The sequence below is a fragment of the Sphingomonas sp. genome, assembly GCF_035317925.1.
Classification (GTDB): Bacteria; Pseudomonadota; Alphaproteobacteria; order Sphingomonadales; family Sphingomonadaceae; genus Sphingomonas_I.
Window position 1 is genome coordinate 1 of record NZ_DATHFV010000060.1, and the last position, 16,455, is coordinate 16,455.

General features: G+C 66.2%; 15 protein-coding genes. 11 read left to right on the forward strand and 4 right to left on the reverse strand.

Annotation, left to right across the window (positions count from 1 at the left end; translation table 11 throughout):
• The coding region (locus tag VK533_RS04595; protein WP_324375447.1) for a calcium-binding protein at positions 1-1,177 on the forward strand (1,177 nt) is incomplete at its 5' end.
• Positions 1,178-1,321: 144 nt separating this feature from the next.
• Entirely contained in the window at positions 1,322-1,855 is a 534-nt protein-coding gene (locus VK533_RS04600; protein ID WP_324375449.1) for a nuclear transport factor 2 family protein, read from the forward strand.
• Positions 1,856-2,230: 375 nt separating this feature from the next.
• Here VK533_RS04600 and VK533_RS04605 read toward each other — a convergent pair whose 3' ends face one another.
• On the reverse strand, positions 2,231-3,127 hold the full coding sequence (locus tag VK533_RS04605; protein WP_324375452.1) for a LysR family transcriptional regulator: 897 nt from the start codon (positions 3,125-3,127) through the stop codon (positions 2,231-2,233).
• Positions 3,128-3,398: 271 nt separating this feature from the next.
• On the opposite strand from VK533_RS04605, the gene VK533_RS04610 reads away from it, so the two are divergent.
• From VK533_RS04610 to VK533_RS04630, 5 genes are all read left to right on the forward strand, one after another.
• Positions 3,399-4,133 (forward strand): SDR family oxidoreductase, encoded by a 735-nt coding sequence (locus tag VK533_RS04610; RefSeq protein WP_324375454.1) that lies wholly within the window; start codon positions 3,399-3,401, stop codon positions 4,131-4,133.
• Positions 4,134-4,181: 48 nt separating this feature from the next.
• Entirely contained in the window at positions 4,182-4,934 is a 753-nt protein-coding gene (locus VK533_RS04615) for a glucose 1-dehydrogenase (RefSeq protein ID WP_324375456.1), read from the forward strand.
• Between the two features lie 28 nt (positions 4,935-4,962).
• Positions 4,963-5,562, forward strand: a complete 600-nt coding sequence (locus VK533_RS04620; RefSeq protein ID WP_324375458.1) for an NADPH-dependent F420 reductase — start codon at positions 4,963-4,965, stop codon at positions 5,560-5,562.
• Between the two features lie 84 nt (positions 5,563-5,646).
• Positions 5,647-6,102 (forward strand): nuclear transport factor 2 family protein, encoded by a 456-nt coding sequence (locus tag VK533_RS04625; RefSeq protein ID WP_324375460.1) that lies wholly within the window; start codon positions 5,647-5,649, stop codon positions 6,100-6,102.
• 49 nt (positions 6,103-6,151) lie between these two features.
• On the forward strand, positions 6,152-6,784 hold the full coding sequence (locus VK533_RS04630) for a class I SAM-dependent methyltransferase (protein WP_324375462.1): 633 nt from the start codon (positions 6,152-6,154) through the stop codon (positions 6,782-6,784).
• 249 nt (positions 6,785-7,033) lie between these two features.
• Here VK533_RS04630 and VK533_RS04635 read toward each other — a convergent pair whose 3' ends face one another.
• On the reverse strand, positions 7,034-7,900 hold the full coding sequence (locus VK533_RS04635) for an OmpA family protein (protein ID WP_324375463.1): 867 nt from the start codon (positions 7,898-7,900) through the stop codon (positions 7,034-7,036).
• A gap of 389 nt (positions 7,901-8,289) precedes the next feature.
• Positions 8,290-9,165, reverse strand: a complete 876-nt coding sequence (gene dapA / locus VK533_RS04640; protein WP_324375465.1) for a 4-hydroxy-tetrahydrodipicolinate synthase — start codon at positions 9,163-9,165, stop codon at positions 8,290-8,292.
• 150 nt (positions 9,166-9,315) lie between these two features.
• Here dapA and VK533_RS04645 point away from each other — a divergent pair, with 150 nt between their 5' ends.
• From VK533_RS04645 to VK533_RS04660, 4 genes are all read left to right on the forward strand, one after another.
• A complete protein-coding gene (locus tag VK533_RS04645) occupies positions 9,316-11,298 on the forward strand; it encodes a lytic transglycosylase domain-containing protein (RefSeq protein ID WP_324375475.1) in 1,983 nt (660 codons plus the stop codon).
• Between the two features lie 19 nt (positions 11,299-11,317).
• The gene (locus VK533_RS04650) at positions 11,318-11,797 is read left to right on the forward strand and encodes a GreA/GreB family elongation factor (protein WP_324375467.1); all 480 of its coding nucleotides are present in this window, start codon (positions 11,318-11,320) and stop codon (positions 11,795-11,797) included.
• 67 nt (positions 11,798-11,864) lie between these two features.
• A complete protein-coding gene (locus tag VK533_RS04655) occupies positions 11,865-14,735 on the forward strand; it encodes a M16 family metallopeptidase (protein ID WP_324375469.1) in 2,871 nt (956 codons plus the stop codon).
• 17 nt (positions 14,736-14,752) lie between these two features.
• Positions 14,753-15,253 (forward strand): aspartyl protease family protein, encoded by a 501-nt coding sequence (locus VK533_RS04660; RefSeq protein WP_324375471.1) that lies wholly within the window; start codon positions 14,753-14,755, stop codon positions 15,251-15,253.
• A gap of 1 nt (position 15,254) precedes the next feature.
• On the opposite strand, the gene VK533_RS04665 is transcribed toward VK533_RS04660, so the two are convergent.
• Positions 15,255-16,455, reverse strand: a 1,201-nt coding sequence (locus VK533_RS04665) for an amino acid--tRNA ligase-related protein (protein ID WP_324375473.1), incomplete at its 5' end; no start/stop codon positions are given.

Consider the following 16,455-nt stretch of genomic DNA (forward strand, 5'->3'; position numbering starts at 1 on the left):
GGCCGACAAGCCGACCGTCCAGGATTTCTTCGACCGCCTGCTTGCCGATCCCCGCATGGGCGAACTCTACGCCACGATGCTCGCCGACTTCAAAGCCAATGGCGGCACCGAATTCGTCGCCTTCAACGATGTCTCGCGGGCCAGCGATTCCGGCAGCTATGGCGCACTCGGCTCGATCTACGATGATGGCAGCCAGCGTTACGACGCACTCGTCGCGGCCGCAAAGGCGGACATTTTCAGCACCCAGCCTTCGACCGGTGTCGATCATATCGTCATGGCGGCGCAGGGTGGCACGACCAATGCGCTGGCGGGCGACGACGTGATTACCGCCGGCGCGGGCAATGACACGATCGACGGCGGCGACGGCAATGACTCGATCGTCGGCTCCTCGAGTTCGATCGATGCGCGGGGCCATCTGATCGAAACCGACCAATATGATGGCGGCACGGGCGCCGACACGATCACCGGCGGTATCGGCAACGACCATATCTACGGCAACGAATCCACCAGCGTGGCGGGTGCCGTCGACGGCGCGGACAGCCTGAGCGGCGGGGCCGGCAACGACACGATCAACGGCAATGTCGGCGACGATGTCCTGGCTGGCGGCGACGGCAACGACTTCCTCTCCGGCGACGAAGGGAATGACAGCGTCACCGGGGACGCCGGCAACGACAATGTGCAGGGCGGCGCCGGCAATGACGTGCTCTCCGGGGGCGCGGACAACGATACGCTGCGCGGCGGAACCGGGGACGACACGATGAACGGCGGCGACGGCGACGATCTCCTGTCAGGCGATTCAGGCCATGATCTGATGACCGGCGGCACGGGTAAGGATCAGTTCGCCTTCACCGCGGGACAGGCCGCCTTCACCACCGCCGGTGCGTCGGCCTATGCCATAGACGAGATCACCGATTTCACCGCCGGCACCGACAGGCTGGCTCTGGGCTTCCATCCCGCGGCGATCCTGCAGGGGTCGGCGGCCACCGTCGCCGCCGCCGCGACCTGGGCAGCCCAGGCGCTGCAAGGCCATGCCGGCGCGACCGATGTGGCCGCCGTCACCGTCGGCGGCGACACCTACCTGTTCTATGACGATCACGCGAAAGGTGGCGCGCTCGACGCCGGCATCCGCCTCGATCATGTCGTCGCAAGCGGGCTCAGCCTTACCGACTTTGTCTGACCGCCGAAGGGCGGGCGAATTCCGGAGGGGAAGGCTTACGTCGGATGACGTATTGGCCGGGCCATGGCCGTCGGCAGATTGCGCCCTACCGAATGCGCGGCGGGCTGGTATGCGTAGCGCGAAGAAACATTGCCCGGGGAAGACATGATGAAAGCCCAGCTTCGCTCCACCGCTCAAGCCGTCGTGGGGATCTTCGTGGTATCGGCGTGCGTCTGTTTCCCTGGGGGCGCCGTTGCTCAGGGCGGCGCCCGAAGCGGATGGGCCGCCAGGAACGATCCGCTCGCCAGCAAGCTGATCGAGGCGGAACGGACGTGGGCCACCCTGTCCTGCTTGCCGCGCAACAGGATCGCGGCGGCATCGGCGGCCTTTGCCGCGGAGTATATTGCCGATGATTTCGTCGGCACCAGCCCCAGGGGACCGCTCTACACCAAGTCCGACATGTTCCCCAAGCACGCACCCCCCACGGTCGAGACCGAGCGGGACTGCAAATTGCTCAGCGCGCGGGTGCGCTACTTCGGACCCGACGTCGCGGTGATCTACGGCCGCGAAAGCGCGATCCTGAAGGGCCCGGGCGGCAAAGTGGCGCCGCGAACCCTGGTCTGGACGGATACCTGGCTACGACGCGCCGGGAAGTGGCAGATCATCGCCGTCCAGGACATGGTCCCGCCGAAGCAATAGAGTGTCGTCTTCGCTCGCCGAATAGCGGCTCTTGCTGCTCGCCGGGACCGCCGGTCAGGCTGGCCGGTTCTCGGCGACGATCTTCTTCTTGTCGAATTCGAGGGGACGTGGGCGGGCCATGGGAATCGGGTGCGATGTAGGGGGGATTGGGGGAGTGTGGCTAGGTGTGGGTGACGCCTTTGCGCGTATCAGATGTCGCTGGTGCGACCGCTCTGCGCCCTAGAATCCGTCGTTCGGCGACGCGACCGCCGATCCTGGAGGCTGCCATCCGTTCGTGTTCGACAGTCGGCCACGCGCACGGCAGGGGTGGGACTTTGCAGCCATTCCAGCTTGTACCGTCGAACGTCAGCTTGCGACAAAGGGGCCTTCCGGGCGTCAATCGCGCGATACGGACAGTCCCGCGAGAAGCGGAGCGTACGCGGCGAGCCTGCGGGATACGAACTCCGTGAAGAGCCGCACGCGCTTCGTCTTGCGTGTCTCCCCTTGTGTAAGAACCCAGAGCGTTCCGTACAGGTGCAGGTCGGTGCCCGGCACCCTCACCAGCAGGGGGTCGGCATCGCCGACGAAGCACGGCAGCGTCGTGATCCCGAGCCCTTGTCGTGCAGCCGCGATCTCCGCCCCGGCGTCCGTGACCCTGAATGGAACCCCCGCGGTACGAACCTCACCCTCGCTGGCCCAATCCGGAATTCCATGACTGCTTATGACGATCCATCGCATGGGATCAGGCGCGCCCCCACGCCACGCGGCTAGTCGCTCGCGGGATATGTAGACGCCACCGAACAGCTCCGGGCCCTTCAGCCCGTGAAGATTGAGCGGCAGGGTTTTGCGGTCGTAGACGACGCGGATCGCCACGTCGGCCTCTCGGTTGGTCAGGTTGGCCAACTCGCCGGACGACAGAATGTCCATCTCGATGTCCGGATGCAGATGCGCGAAATCGGCGAAGTCCGGCATGAGCAGGTGTGACGCAAGGATCGGTGTCAACGTCATCCGCAGCAGCCCGCGCACGCTCTGGTCGCGCCCGAAGACGCGGGTCTCCAGCTGGTGCGATGACGCCTCCATCTGCTCCGCGAGCTCAAGGACCTCCTCGCCCGCAGCCGTCAGGCGGTAGCCCGAAGGCAGCTTTTCGAACATCTGCGCGCCCAAGCGTTCCTCGAGCTGGGCGATGCGTCGCAGCACGGTCGAGTGATTGACCCCGAGGCGTCCGGCGGCGGCCCGCACTGAACCTCCGCGCGCGACGGCAAGAAAGTAGCGAACGTCATCCCAGTCGATCATGGTGCAATCCAGCACCGCAAGGTGCGCCTTCCAAAGCCCTAACTCATCGTCCGGCAGTACCGACGGTTGTCGTAACACAGGTCGACGGGCGCGGGCCAATTCCGAACGGCGGGCCCTCATCGTCGCGGCTGGCGTTGATAGCCTTACCGGATCGATTTCGCACCACCGATGTGCGCGCCTCCGCACTCACCGCCTGAGCCCGTCGGACCCATGTTGAGCGTCTCGGGTCGTCCCCGAATGACCAAGGCGGAAGCCTGGAAGGATGCACGACATGACCAGACTGAATGGAAAAACCGCGGTGATCACCGGTGGCGCCACCGGCATCGGCCTCGCCGCTGCAAAGCGCTTCATCGAGGAGGGCGCCTTCGTCTTCCTCTTCGGCCGTCGACAGGAAGCGCTCGACGCGGCTGTCGCCGACCTCGGACCCAACGCCCGCGCGGTGAGGGGCTCGGTTTCGGATGAGGCCGATCTCGACCGCCTCTACGCGGCGGTGAAGGCCGAGCGCGGAACGCTCGACATCGTCTTTGCTAATGCCGGGGTGGGCAGCCAGCTTAGGCTCGGCGGAATCACCGCCGAGCATATCGACGAAACCTTCGACACCAATGTGAAGGGTACGATCTTCACGGTCCAGAAGGCGTTGCCGCTGATGGGCAAGGGCGGTTCGATCATCCTGACCGGATCGAGCGCCGGCACCACGGGCGCCCCGGCCTTCACCGCCTACAGCGCGAGCAAGGCCGCCGTGCGCAACCTCGCGCGGACCTGGGCGGAGGACCTGAAGGGCACCGGCATCCGCGTAAACGTCCTGTCGCCCGGGGCGATAGCGACCGAACTCGCGACGGCAGCGCTCGGCGAGAAGGGTCTGAAGGCCTACGGCTCGATGACTGCGCTCCAGCGCATGGGCGATCCGGCTGAGCTCGGCGCGGCGGCTGCCTTTCTCGCATCGTCGGACAGCAGCTTCATGACTGCCAGCGAGCTCGCCGTCGACGGCGGTCTAGCCCAACTCTGACCACCTCGCGGCCCCAACGCTGGCCAACAAATAACGAAGGATAAGACTATGAAAATGCTCGAAGATAAGGTCGCAGTCATCACTGGCGGCAGCAGCGGCATCGGGTTGGCCACGGCCAAGCGCTTCGTGGAAGAAGGCGCGCAGGTCGTGATCACCGGGCGACGCGAGAAAGAGCTGAAGGAGGCCGCAGCCTTAATCGGTGGGGACGTTACGACGGTCGTGGGCGACGTGGCGCGCCTGGAAGACCTGGACCGGCTCTATGCCGTCGTGAAAGAGAAGCATGGTCACATCGACATTCTCTTCGCGAATGCGGGCGCGGGGACGATCGCACCGCTCGCGGCAGCGACCGAGGCCCATTTCGACCAGACGTTCGATGTGAACGTGAAGGGCCTGTTTTTCACGGTGCAGAAGGCGCTTCCCCTCTTCAGGGACGGCGGTTCGATCATCCTGACCTCGTCGGTCTCCAACGTGTTGGGGCTGCCGGGATTCAGTACCTACGCCGCCAGTAAGGCGGCGGTGCGCAACTTCGCGCGCGCTTGGACACTGGAGCTGAAAGACCGCAAGATCCGCGTGAATTGCATGAGCCCCGGAGCAATCGATACCCCGGCCCTAGCGACGACGACAGGTCTTACGGCTGAACAGGCCGAGCAAGCGGTCGCACAGTTCACCACACAGATTCCGATGGGTCGCAGGGGCGAGCCGGAGGAGATTGCGGCTGCCGTCACGTTCCTCGCCTCCGACGAAAGTTCTTACATCACCGGCGTGGATCTCGCGGTTGATGGCGGCATGGCTCAGGTCTGACCTCGGCACACAAGATCGGAGAAACATCATGAGCTACGCAATTATCGGCTTCGGGAAGATCGGCCAGGCTCTGGCCAAGGCATTTGCGCGCAAGGGCATCGAAATATCCGTGGCAACCACGCGCGACCCGGAAAGCTTCGCAGCCGATGCGGCGGCGATCGGACCCACGATCATTCCCAAAACGTTGGCGGACGCCGTCAAGGCGGACATCATCTTTTTGGCGGTCCGTTTCGAGGCGCACCCGGATGTCGCGAAGGCCCTGCCGACCTGGCAGGGGAAGACGATCGTCGATGTGACCAATGCCTACGGGGTGCCCCCTGAAGAATTGGGAGGACAGCCTTCTTCCAAGGCCGTCGGGCAAGCCTTTAAGGGCGCACGACTGGTCAAGGGTTTCAACCATTTGGGCGCTCCCGTCCTTGGCCAGGATCCGGCCGTACATGGTGGCAAGAGGGTCGTGTTCCTGGCGAGCGACGATGACGCTGCCGCAGAGGAGGTTGGCGCGCTTGCGGAAAATCTCGGTTTCGCGCCGATTAAACTTGGCGGGCTTTCGGAAGGTGGCCTGCTTGTGCAGGCGCGCGGGAACAGCTGGGGCCGGCTGATCTTTAAGGATCTGGTCAAGTTCGACTGACGAACACGACCTCCCCGACGGCAGGGACACGGCGCTCGGATCGGATCGAGCGCGATCCGATCCGAGCGAAATGGAGAAAATGCTATGAGCACCGAGAAGAACGTCCAGATTGTGAAGGACTTCTTCGCCGCGGCCTTTGGCGGCGACAGGGAGGTTATGCTGGCGCTGGTCGCCGAAGATATCGAGTGGATCATTCCGGGCGAAGACTGGCCGCTGGCCGGGACGCACCGCGGACACGCGGAACTGACGGACCTGTTGAAGACAGAATCCGAAACCATGGAGATGTCGCTCTCGGAACCCCGGGAGTTCATCGCGCAGGGAGACCGGGTGCTGGTGGTCGGCTATGCCGAGGGGAAGGTCAAAGCCACGAGCAAGCCGTTCAAGGACGACTGGATCTTCGCCATTACCGTCCGGGACGGCAAGCTGACCAACATCCGGGAGTATGTCGACACGCAGGCATTGGCACGGGCCGCCGCGATGTCGGACCCCGAGAGTGCGGGAAATCCGCCCGAAGACCGCAGCGATCTGCGCGCTTCATGATACCGAACGCCGTGCGCTCGTCGCATGCACTGTCGCAATGGAGGTCCCAATGTACGACCAGTCCACGCAATCCGAGTTGATCAGGTTCGCGCGCGTCGATGTGGGCGCCACGGTCATCGACGTTTACCCGGGCGACGGTGACTGGACGCGCATCTTCTCCGATGTCGTGGGACCTGAAGGACGGGTCTACAGCTTCGTGCCGGCCGAAGTCGCCCACTTTGAGAACGATCCCGTCGGCCGCATGCGGATGCTCGCCAAGGAGCCGGGCCGAGAAAATGTCGAAGCCGTCTCGGCGGACCTCGTCGCGATGCCGGAGGCCACGCAACCAGCGGATGTCCTGTGGCTGCACCTGTTCTATCACGATCTCCACACCGCGCTGATCCAGAAGAAGGGCGCGACGGCGGCCGGCTTCAATAGAGCCGTCTACGAGCGGCTGAAGCCGGGTGGGTCCTACGTCATCGTCGACCACGCCGCCGCCGCAGGCTCGGGCACGAGCGACACCCAGTCTCTGCATCGGATCGACCCTGCGTCCGTCCGCGAGGAGGTGGAGGCGGCCGGCTTCGTGCTGGACGGGGAAAGCACCATGCTCGCGAACAAGGACGATCCGCACTCGATCAAGGTGTTTGACCCCTCGATCAAGGGCGAGACCGATCGCTTCGCCTATCGGTTCGTCAAACCCTGACGCTCCCATCGCAAGCAGCCGTTCGGAGATCGACGCGGAATGACAGGAACTGCTCGACGCCCATCATCTTCGGCAGGCCAGCGAAACGACCGCTACGCCATTCCCGCTATCTGAAACCTGCCGGTCGGCGAGCGGCCCAAAAGCCAGCGTCGGGTCGGGAGCGGCCAAGCCGCTCCCGACCCAAACACAGATGCTCTTGAAGACATCCGCCTCCCACCCTCGTGGCACGCGAAGCCTATCCCGCACCCCTTAGATGCCGTCGACGCTCTTGCTGACCAGGATGTTCACCGCGACACGGCGGTTCATCGCCTTGCCTTCGGGGGTGTCGTTGGGCGCCGCCGGGTCCGCCTTGGCCATGCCCGTCGGCGTCAGCATGCGATAGGGTTTCCACCCGCAGGCCTGCTGGAGATAATTGATCACGCGGCCGGCGCGCTTCTCGCTCAGCTCCTGATTGAGGTCGTCGCCACCGGTCGAATCGGTGTAGCCGACCACCAGCAGCAGCGCGTTCTCATTGGCCTGGGCCGTGCTTGCGGTGTTGCAGAGCTGGGCCTTGTCCTCGGCGGACAGAGTCGCCTTGCCGGTGTCGAAATGCACCTCCGTCGTGCCCTTGACGTTATATTTGTCGATATCGCCCAGGCGCCCGCGCAGGTTTTCCGTCGCCGCGGTCTGCTCCTCGAAACGCTGGCTGGTCCCGTTACGGATCATCGTCGCGGTCTTGAGGTCGCTGTTCCGGAAGCTGATCCGGCTCGCCACAAGCTCGCTGCCCGCTTGCCCGTCGCCCGCGCGCCACGTCTTCACCGTCACCGGCAGCCCGTTGAGCAGCGCGTCCTGGGCGAGCTTGCTGTGAACGCCGAACAGGCCACCGCCTGCCCGGACCTGCGTCGCGTCATTGACGGCGATGATCGTGCTGGCGCCGTCGGCGGTGACGACCTTCACCTTGTCCTCATTCCGCGCGGTGATCACGCCCTTGATCTCGGGCCCAGGGCTCTTCACGCCATTGACGACGATACTGGTATCGGGCGCGTCCTGCTGCTGCGCGAATCCGGCGCCGGATGCCGACACAGTCAACGCAACCAGCAGCAAGCGAACACCCGGCGACTTGGAAACAACACGCATTGAACAATTCCTCTCTCAAACGACCCCTCGGCGTGCCGTGTCAGGCTAACCTGTCCGCCACATGAATATCGCCCGTCCCGCTATTTGCGGAGCGGGCGATCCGGGCAGAGCTTGCGGTGAAGCGATGGAATCGCGCCGCCGATAGACTGCCCCTTGAGCGGTCTATGCCTGCTCCGAACCATCCTCCAGCCCTTGGAGTAAGGCGCCTTCCAGACTTGATTCCTTGACAAACGTACGCATAAAGCGTACTCGCTCGATCGAGGAAAATGCGGCTCGGTCTTTAGTTCGTTTCCGGTGTTTTTTTGAATTTCCCTTCGGGCGCGGTCGTACGCACCGCCCGAAACCGGCTGTTTCTCAGCGTCGTTTGAAATGCGGCGGGCCGAAGCCCGTCAGCAAAGTCCCGCATGCGCCAGCGCGGCGTCCACCGCCGCGCGGCTGGCGCCATTCGGCGGCGTCATCGGCAGGCGCAATTCGGTCGGGAAGTCGGGCCGGACCTTGCCGAGCGCATATTTGATCGGCCCCGGCGAGGCGTCGGTGAACAAAGCCGCGTGGAGCGGGAAGAGCTTGTCCTGCCAGGCGAGCGCATCCGCCCACCGCCCTTCGGCGCACGCCTTCTGGAAATCGGCGCACTGGCGCGGCGCGACATTGGCGGTGACCGAGATGCACCCCACCCCGCCCATCGCCATGAAGCCGAGCGCCATGTCGTCATTGCCCGACAACTGGATGAAGTCCTTGCCGCACGCGGCGCGCTGGGCGGAGACGCGGGCGAGGTTCCCGGTCGCGTCCTTGACCCCGATCACGGTCGGCAATTTGGCGAGTTCGGCCATCGTCTCGACATTGATGTCGACGATCGTGCGCGCGGGCACATTGTAGAGCATGATCGGCAGGTCGCAGCCGCTGGCCAGCGCGCGGAAATGGGCGAGCACGCCTTCCTGGTTGGGGCGGTTGTAATAAGGCGGCACCAGCAAAGCCGCGTCGGCGCCGGCCGCCTTGGCCGATTGCATATGGTGGAGCGCGACGGCGGTGTCGTTCGATCCGCAGCCCGCGATCACGGGCACCCGCCCCGCCGCCTGCTCGATGCAGACGCGCACGACGCGGTCATGCTCCTCGATCGTCATCGTCGCGCTTTCGCCGGTGGTGCCGCACGGCACGAGCGCGGACGAACCCGATTCGATCTGCCAGTCGACATGCGCGCGGAACGCATCCTCGTCGATCGCGCCGTTGCGGATCGGCGTGACCAAAGCAGGAATCGACCCGCTGAACATTCTCTTTCCCTTCACCTTCCGAGTCCGCGCGCCCATATTGGCCACATGAAGCCCAACCGTAATCGCCGGCTCGGGGCGCCTGATAGGGACGCCCGTGGCCGCCTGTCCAGCGTTCGCAAGTATGGGCGCAAGTTCGGGCCCGCGGCTTTGGTGCTGCTTTCGGTCGCGGCGGGCGCCGCCGCGATCACGAGCGAATCGGTGCGGCCGGGTTTTGCCCTGCTCGATACGGCGAGCGGCGGCGTCACCGCACAACCGCTGCGCCCATCCCGGACCGATCCGCTGTGGCCCGCGATCGACGAATGGCAGCGACTGCGCCAGAGCGACCGCCTGCCTTTCGCCGATTATGCCCGCTTCCTGATCGCGCATCGCGGCTGGCCGGGCGAGCCGGCGATGCGGCGCGCGGCCGAGCGCCAGATCCTGCCCGATCAGACCGATCCGTCGCTGGTCGCCCAATATTTCAATGCCTTTCCGCCGCTGAGCGGAGCAGGCCGTGTGCGCTACGCCGAGGCGCTGGCCTCGCTCGGCCAGACCGACAGGGCGCGCACGGCGGCGGCCGCCGCGTGGACGATGGGCCCGCTGTCGGCGGACGACGAAGCGCGGATTGCCGGGCGTTTCGGCAGCCAGTTCACGCCGTCCGAGCAGGACCAAAGGATGGAGGTGCTGCTGTGGGCGCGCGCCGCATCCTCCGCGACGCGTCAGCTCGGCCTGGTCAGCGCGCAGCGCCGGCCGATCTATGCCGCCCGCCTCGCCTTCCAGACGCAGGCCCCGGATGCAGCGGCGCAGGCGGCGGCGGTCGGGCCGGATGCGGAGCATGACGCGGGCTTCGTGATTGATCGCGCCTTGTGGCTGCGCGCCACCGCGCGCGAGCTGGATGCGCGCACCTATCTCGCGCAGGCCGAGACGCTCGATGCGCCCGCCTTCGATCCGCAGGCCTATCTGACGACTTTGCTGACCTTCGCCTCGGCCGCCGCGCATGACGGGCAGCCGGCCCTCGCCTACGGTATCGCCGCCAATCTCGATCACGCCTTCCCGGCCGGCAGCGACATCCGGCCGCGCGATCTCAAGGAACGCGATCCCTATACCAGCCTCGCCTGGCTGGCGGGCACCACCGCGCTCAAGCAGCTCAACCGGCCGCGCGACGCCGAGGCGATGTTCCGCCGTTATACGCGCGCCGCGCAGTCGCCGGGCAGCCAGGCCAAGGGCGATTATTGGGCGGGCCGCGCCGCGCAGGCGGCGGGCGATGCGGCGGCGGCGAACGCGCATTATGCGGACGCCGCGGTCAATATCGACCAATATTACGGGCAGCTCGCCAGCGAGCGGCTGGGTCAGGTCCTCACCGTCCCGGCCGATCCCGCGCCGCTCGTGATCGCGCCGGAGGTACGCGGCGCCTGGAACAATCGCGAGGTGGTGCGCGCCGCGCGCCTGCTCGGCCAGCAGCAGGACTGGCTCGACCAGACCCAGTTCGTGCGCAAGATCGCGGCCGACGCCGACAGCGACACGGATCATGCGCTCGCCGCCGATCTGTCGCGCGATATCCAGCGGCCCGATCTGGGCGTGATCGTGTCGCGCAATGCGCGCAAATCGGGCGCGCGCGACCCGATCCGGATCGGCTTCCCGACCGTGCCGATCCCGCCGGCGATGGCAACGCACTGGACGATGATCCACGCGATCGCGCGCCAGGAAAGCCAGTTCGACCGCGAGGCGCTGAGCCCCGTCGGCGCGCGCGGCCTCGTCCAGCTGATGCCCGCCACCGCGCGCGAGCAGGCGGGCAAGCTCGGCCTGCCGTGGGATCCGTCGCGGCTGACCGAGGATATCGGCTATAACGTGATGATCGGATCGAGCTTCTTCGATCGGATGCTGACCTATTATCAGGGCAATTACGTGCTCGCGGTGGCGAGCTACAATGCCGGCCCCGGCAACGTGAACAAGTTCATCCGCGCCAACGGCGATCCGCGCCTGCCCGGCGTCGACGTGGTCGACTGGGTCGAGGCGATCCCGCTCACCGAAACCCGCGCCTACGTGCAGAAGGTGCTGGAGAATGCGGTCGTCTACGACCTGTTCAATCCCGAGCGTTCGCGCCTGCCGGAGAAGGACCGCCTGTCTTACTATCTTGGCAAGAAGACTCCGGGTTGAGCACGGTGCGTGCGGGCTGATGGCTGACGAGCAGCCGATCACGCCGGCGGGCTTCGCCGCGCTGCGGGCGCGGTACGAGGAGTTGTTCCAGGAGCGGCCCAAGCTGGTCGAGGTGATCAGCTGGGCGGCGGGCAATGGCGACCGTTCCGAGAATGGCGACTATATCTACGGCCGCAAACGGCTGCGCGAGATCGACTACGAGCTGTCGCATCTGTCGCGGCGGATGAAGGCCGTGAAGGTGGTCGATCCGTTGACGCAGGAGGATCGCAGCCGTGCCTGGTTCGGGGCGACCGTCACCGTCGCCGACGACAAGGACGTGCAGCGGGTCGTGACATTGGTGGGCGAGGACGAGGCCGATGCGAGCGCGGGGCGGATCAGCTGGCGCTCGCCATTCGCGCGGGCGTTGCGCGGCGCGACCGTGGGCGACGTGCGCTATGTCGAGCTGCCCGCCGGCACGCGCGATTACGAGGTGATCGCGATCCTCTATCCCGATGCCTGAGCCCGTGAAGTCATTCGCCATTAACCCGCTCGCGCGTTAGACGATGCGCGAACCAGGGATAATCCAGATGAAGCAAGTCGTTGCCCGCCTTCTTTCGGCGGCCGCCGTAATCGCCCTGACGGCACCGGCGACAGCGGAGACGCCTGCGGCGAAGACGGCGCCGGTTGCGGCCGTCGCAGCGCCGACGGCACCCGTGCCATGGCTGTTCGAAGGCAGCGACCTGCCGGTCGACAAGATGTGGCGGTTCGGCGTGCTGCCGAACGGGCTGCGTTACGCGGTGCGGCAGAACAAGTTTCCGGCCGGAACGCTCGCCATCCGGGTGCGGATCGACGCGGGCGCGCTGATGGAGCGCGGCGACGAGAAGGGTTACGCCCACTTCATCGAGCATATGACCTTCCGCGGCACCAAGACCGTGCCCGACGGCGAAGGCATCCGCACCTGGCAGCGGCTGGGCGCGCAGTTCGGCACCGACACCAACGCCTTCACCGGCCTCACGCAGACTTTGTATCAGCTCGATCTGCCGCGCAACGATCCGGCGTCGTTCGATACCGCGCTGACCTTGCTGTCGGAAATGGTGTCGAGCGCCAATTTCGATCCCAAGCTGGTCGATATCGAGCGCAAGGTGGTGACGGCCGAGCGCGCGCTGCGTCAGACCCCGCTCGCCAAGCGCATCCAGGACACGTCGAAAGCGGTCATGCTGGCCGGCACGCGCGCGGCCGATGCCGATGTCGCGGGCACCGACGAGACGCTGGGCGCGGCCAGTGCCGATCGGCTGCGCGCCTTCTACGATCGCTGGTACCGGCCCGAGCGGGCGACCGTGGTGATCGCCGGCGATGCCGATCCTGCGACGCTGGAGGATGCGATCCGCCGCCATTTCGGCGACTGGAGCGGCCATGGCCCGGCCCCCGCCGAACCGGATTACGGCAAGCCCGAAGTGCCCAAGCAGACCAGCGCGGTGGTCACCGATCCGCAGGCACCCAACCGGATCACGCTGAACTGGGTGGCGCAGCATGACGATCGCCCCGATACCTATGCGAGCGAGGGTGCGGACCTGACCCGCGCGGTGGCGGTGCAGGTGCTGTCGCGGCGGCTCAACCGCAAGGCGCGCGACGGCGCGAGCTTCCTGTCGGCCGGCGCCGGATATGGCGAACAGCGCCATATCGAGGATTCGACGATCATCGTCATCTCGCCGAAGGAAGGCCAGTGGGACAAGGCGCTGTCGGAAACCTACGGCATTCTCGCCGACGCGGTCGCGACGCTGCCCAGCCAGGACGAGATCGACCAGATCGCATCGAGCTTCGAGGCCGGCCTGGTATCCAACGCGGCCGGCGCCGGCACGACCCAATCCGCGATCCTGGCCAATCAGGTGGTCAGCGCGGTCGATAGTGGCCAGACCGTGGCCGAGGCGGCCTTCCAGCTCGAGCTGTTCCAGAAGCAGCGCAAGAACCTGACCCCGGAAAATGTCGGCGCGGCGATGCGCGCGCTGACCCAGGGCGATGCGCGCGCGTTGCTGCTGAGCCCGGTGCCGATCGAGGGAGGCAATGCCGCCCTTGCCTCCGCTTTGACCCAGGCGCGCGCGACCAAGGCCGCGGCCCGCACCGAGGAAAAGCATGTCAGCCTCGATGATCTCGGCCGGCCGGGTACGCCCGGCAAGATCGTGTCGCGCACGGACATCGCCGATCTCGGCGTGACGCGCGTGAAGTTCGACAATGGCGTCGAGGTCGACCTGCGGCGCAACGGCAACGAGCAGGCCGGCATCCTGGTGGTGGCCTTGGCGGGCGACGGGCTGGCGGCGCTGGATCCGGCTGCCCCTTCCCTGCTGTGGACTTCGTCCGCGATCGTCCAGGGCGGCATCGGGCCGCTCGACATCGGCGCGCTGGAGCGTGCGACCGCGGGCAAAAGGCTCGGGCTCTCGTTCAGCGTGCGCGAGCGCGCCTTCGCCTGGTCGGGCGCGACGACGGCGGTGCAACTGGTCGATCAGTTGCGCCTGATCGACGCGGCGATCCGCGAACCGCGTTTCGACGCCAACGCCTTCCTGCGCGCCCGCGACGGCTTCGTGCAGAATTACGATTCGGTCTATGCTTCCCCACAATCGGTGTTCGGCGCGTTCGCCAGCCTGCCGATGCACAATGGCGACAAGAGGTTCAGCTTCCCCTCGCGCGCCGACGCGGCCGCGATCACGCCCGAGGTCTATCGCGCCTTCTGGCAACCCCTGTTCGCGGGCGGCGTGCGCAAGGTGCTGATCATCGGCGACATCGACACCGACGCGGCGATCGAGGCGGCGCGGCAGACGTTCGGCGCGGCGATCACCAAGCCGCCGGTCAAGGTGCCGTCCGCGCGCCTCGCGCTGAGGCCGCCCTCGCATGTCGCCGAGCCCCTGATCTTCACGCATCGCGGCGACCCCGATCAGCTGCTTGCCGCGAGCGTGTGGGCGACGACCGGCGCGCTCAGGGACCTGAAACAATTGCGCGCGCTCAACATCGCCGCGCAGATCATGCAGACGCGCCTCTACGATCGCTTCCGCGAGAGCGAGGGCGGCACCTACACGCCGGCCGTGTCGAACAGCCAGTCGGAGCAATATCCGCATTTCGGCCTGCTGATCGCCTACAGCCAGATCAAGGCCGAACGGCTCGACGATTTCGAGAAAGCGACGCGCGATATCGCGCTCGCGCTGGCGAAGGACGGCCCCACCGCCGACGAGTTGGCCCGCGCCGCCACCCCGGTGATCAGCGGCAACGAACGCAACCGCAAGCTCAACAATTATTGGGCGCAGATGCTGCAGGGCGATCTCGACGATCCGCGTTACCTGGAGCTGATCCGCACCGGCGTGACCGGCTATCAGGCGGTCACGGTCGCGGACGTGAAAGCGGCCGCGAAGCGCTGGCTCGGCAAGCAACCCGCGCTTCGGATCGAAGTGAAGGGTGCACCCAAGTCCTGAGATGCCCAAATCCTGACATGAGACGCCGCGACCTCCTGATCGGCTCGATCGGCATGCTGACGCTGGCGACCGCCGCGCGCAGCGAGCCCCCCGTCGCCTTCGAGGGGCCATCGTCAGTCACGATCCCGCTTAAACGCGCAGCCGACGACAAGCTCTATCTGACCGTGCTGGTGATGGGGCGCGACCTGGTGATGTTTCTCGATACGGGGGCGTCCACCGTTCTCGACATCAATATCGTGCGGACGCTGGGGGTGACGCTGGCCGATACCGGCCAACAGGGCTTTGGCCTGACCGGCGCGGCCGGAAAACGGATCGCCACGCATGTCGACATGCAACTGGGCGCGCTCAGCATCACCGGCCTGCCGGTCGATTGCCTCGACCTCACCCAGTTGAAGGCGGTCAGCCGGGGCAACGGCATGCCCGAATTCGACGGCGTGATCGGCGCCGAACTGCTGACGATGCTTCAGGCGCAGGTCGATTTCGGCCGCCTCACCCTGACGGTGAAGCGGCCGAAGTAAATCAGCCGGCGCTGGGCGAGACCGCTTCCGCCACCGAATGTCCGGCGGGCTTGGCGCCCGGCTGCTCGACGACGCGGATGTTGAGCTCGCGCAGTTGCTTGGCGGTGACGAAGGCGGGGGCGCCCATCATCAGATCTTCCGCCTTCTGCGTCATCGGGAAAACGATGACCTCGCGGATATTGGGCTGGTCGGCGAGCAGCATGACGATGCGATCGACGCCCGGCGCGGACCCACCGTGCGGCGGCGCGCCATATTTGAAGGCGTTGATCATGCCCGCGAAATTGGTGTCGACATCGGCCTGGCTGTAGCCGGCAATCTCGAACGCCTTGTACATGATGTCCGGACGGTGGTTCCGGATCGCGCCCGACGACAGCTCCACGCCGTTGCAGACGATGTCGTACTGGAAGGCGAGGATATCGAGCGGATCCTTGGTCTGGAGCGCTTCGAGCTCGCCCTGCGGCATCGAGAAGGGGTTGTGGCTGAAATCGACCTTCTTCGTGTCCTCGTCATATTCGAACATCGGGAAGTCGACGATCCAGCAGAATTCGAACTTCTTGTCGTCGATCAGGCCGAGCTGCTCGCCGACGCGCGTGCGGGCGAGACCGGCGAGCTTGGCGGCCTGCGCCTCCTTGCCCGCGGCGAAGAACAGGCCGTCATCAGGGCCGAGGCCGAGGCTGTCGGCGAGCGCGGACATCTTGTCCTCGCCATGGTTCTTGGCGATCGGCCCGCCCCATTCGCCGCCCTTGCGGGTGGCGTAGCCGAGGCCGGCAAAGCCTTCCGACTGCGCCCAGGCATTCATGTCGTCGAAGAATTTGCGACTCTTCTCGGCGGTCGCGGGCGCCGGAATCGCGCGGACCACGTCGCCGGTCTCGACGATCGAGGCGAAGCGGCCGAAGCCCGAGCCCTCGAACAAATCTGACACGTCGGTGATCAGGAGCGGGTTGCGCAAATCGGGCTTGTCCGAGCCGTATTTGAGCATCGATTCGCGGTACGGGATGCGCTGGAACGGCAGCGCCGAGACGGTGCGGCCCTTGCCCTGCCAGTCGGCGAATTCCTCGAACACGCCGGCCTTGCGCGTCGCATAGCCGAGGCCCGCAAAGCCCTCGCTCTGCGCCCAGCTGTTCATCTCGTCGAAGAACTTGCGGCTCTTCTCCGCGGTGCCCGGCGCCGGGATCGCGCGCACCACGTCACCACCCTCGACG

What these genes read in the sequence shown, in the direction of transcription:
- VK533_RS04615 (WP_324375456.1), top strand. Translation starts at nt 4,182, where the DNA reads ATGAAAATGCTCGAAGATAAGGTCGCAGTCATCACTGGCGGCAGCAGC.
- VK533_RS04635 (WP_324375463.1), bottom strand. Translation starts at nt 7,900, where the DNA reads ATGCGTGTTGTTTCCAAGTCGCCGGGTGTTCGCTTGCTGCTGGTTGCG.
- VK533_RS04655 (WP_324375469.1), top strand. Translation starts at nt 11,865, where the DNA reads ATGAAGCAAGTCGTTGCCCGCCTTCTTTCGGCGGCCGCCGTAATCGCC.
- VK533_RS04600 (WP_324375449.1), top strand. Translation starts at nt 1,322, where the DNA reads ATGATGAAAGCCCAGCTTCGCTCCACCGCTCAAGCCGTCGTGGGGATC.
- VK533_RS04605 (WP_324375452.1), bottom strand. Translation starts at nt 3,127, where the DNA reads ATGATCGACTGGGATGACGTTCGCTACTTTCTTGCCGTCGCGCGCGGA.
- dapA (WP_324375465.1), bottom strand. Translation starts at nt 9,165, where the DNA reads ATGTTCAGCGGGTCGATTCCTGCTTTGGTCACGCCGATCCGCAACGGC.
- VK533_RS04610 (WP_324375454.1), top strand. Translation starts at nt 3,399, where the DNA reads ATGACCAGACTGAATGGAAAAACCGCGGTGATCACCGGTGGCGCCACC.
- VK533_RS04650 (WP_324375467.1), top strand. Translation starts at nt 11,318, where the DNA reads ATGGCTGACGAGCAGCCGATCACGCCGGCGGGCTTCGCCGCGCTGCGG.
- VK533_RS04620 (WP_324375458.1), top strand. Translation starts at nt 4,963, where the DNA reads ATGAGCTACGCAATTATCGGCTTCGGGAAGATCGGCCAGGCTCTGGCC.
- VK533_RS04660 (WP_324375471.1), top strand. Translation starts at nt 14,753, where the DNA reads ATGAGACGCCGCGACCTCCTGATCGGCTCGATCGGCATGCTGACGCTG.
- VK533_RS04625 (WP_324375460.1), top strand. Translation starts at nt 5,647, where the DNA reads ATGAGCACCGAGAAGAACGTCCAGATTGTGAAGGACTTCTTCGCCGCG.
- VK533_RS04630 (WP_324375462.1), top strand. Translation starts at nt 6,152, where the DNA reads ATGTACGACCAGTCCACGCAATCCGAGTTGATCAGGTTCGCGCGCGTC.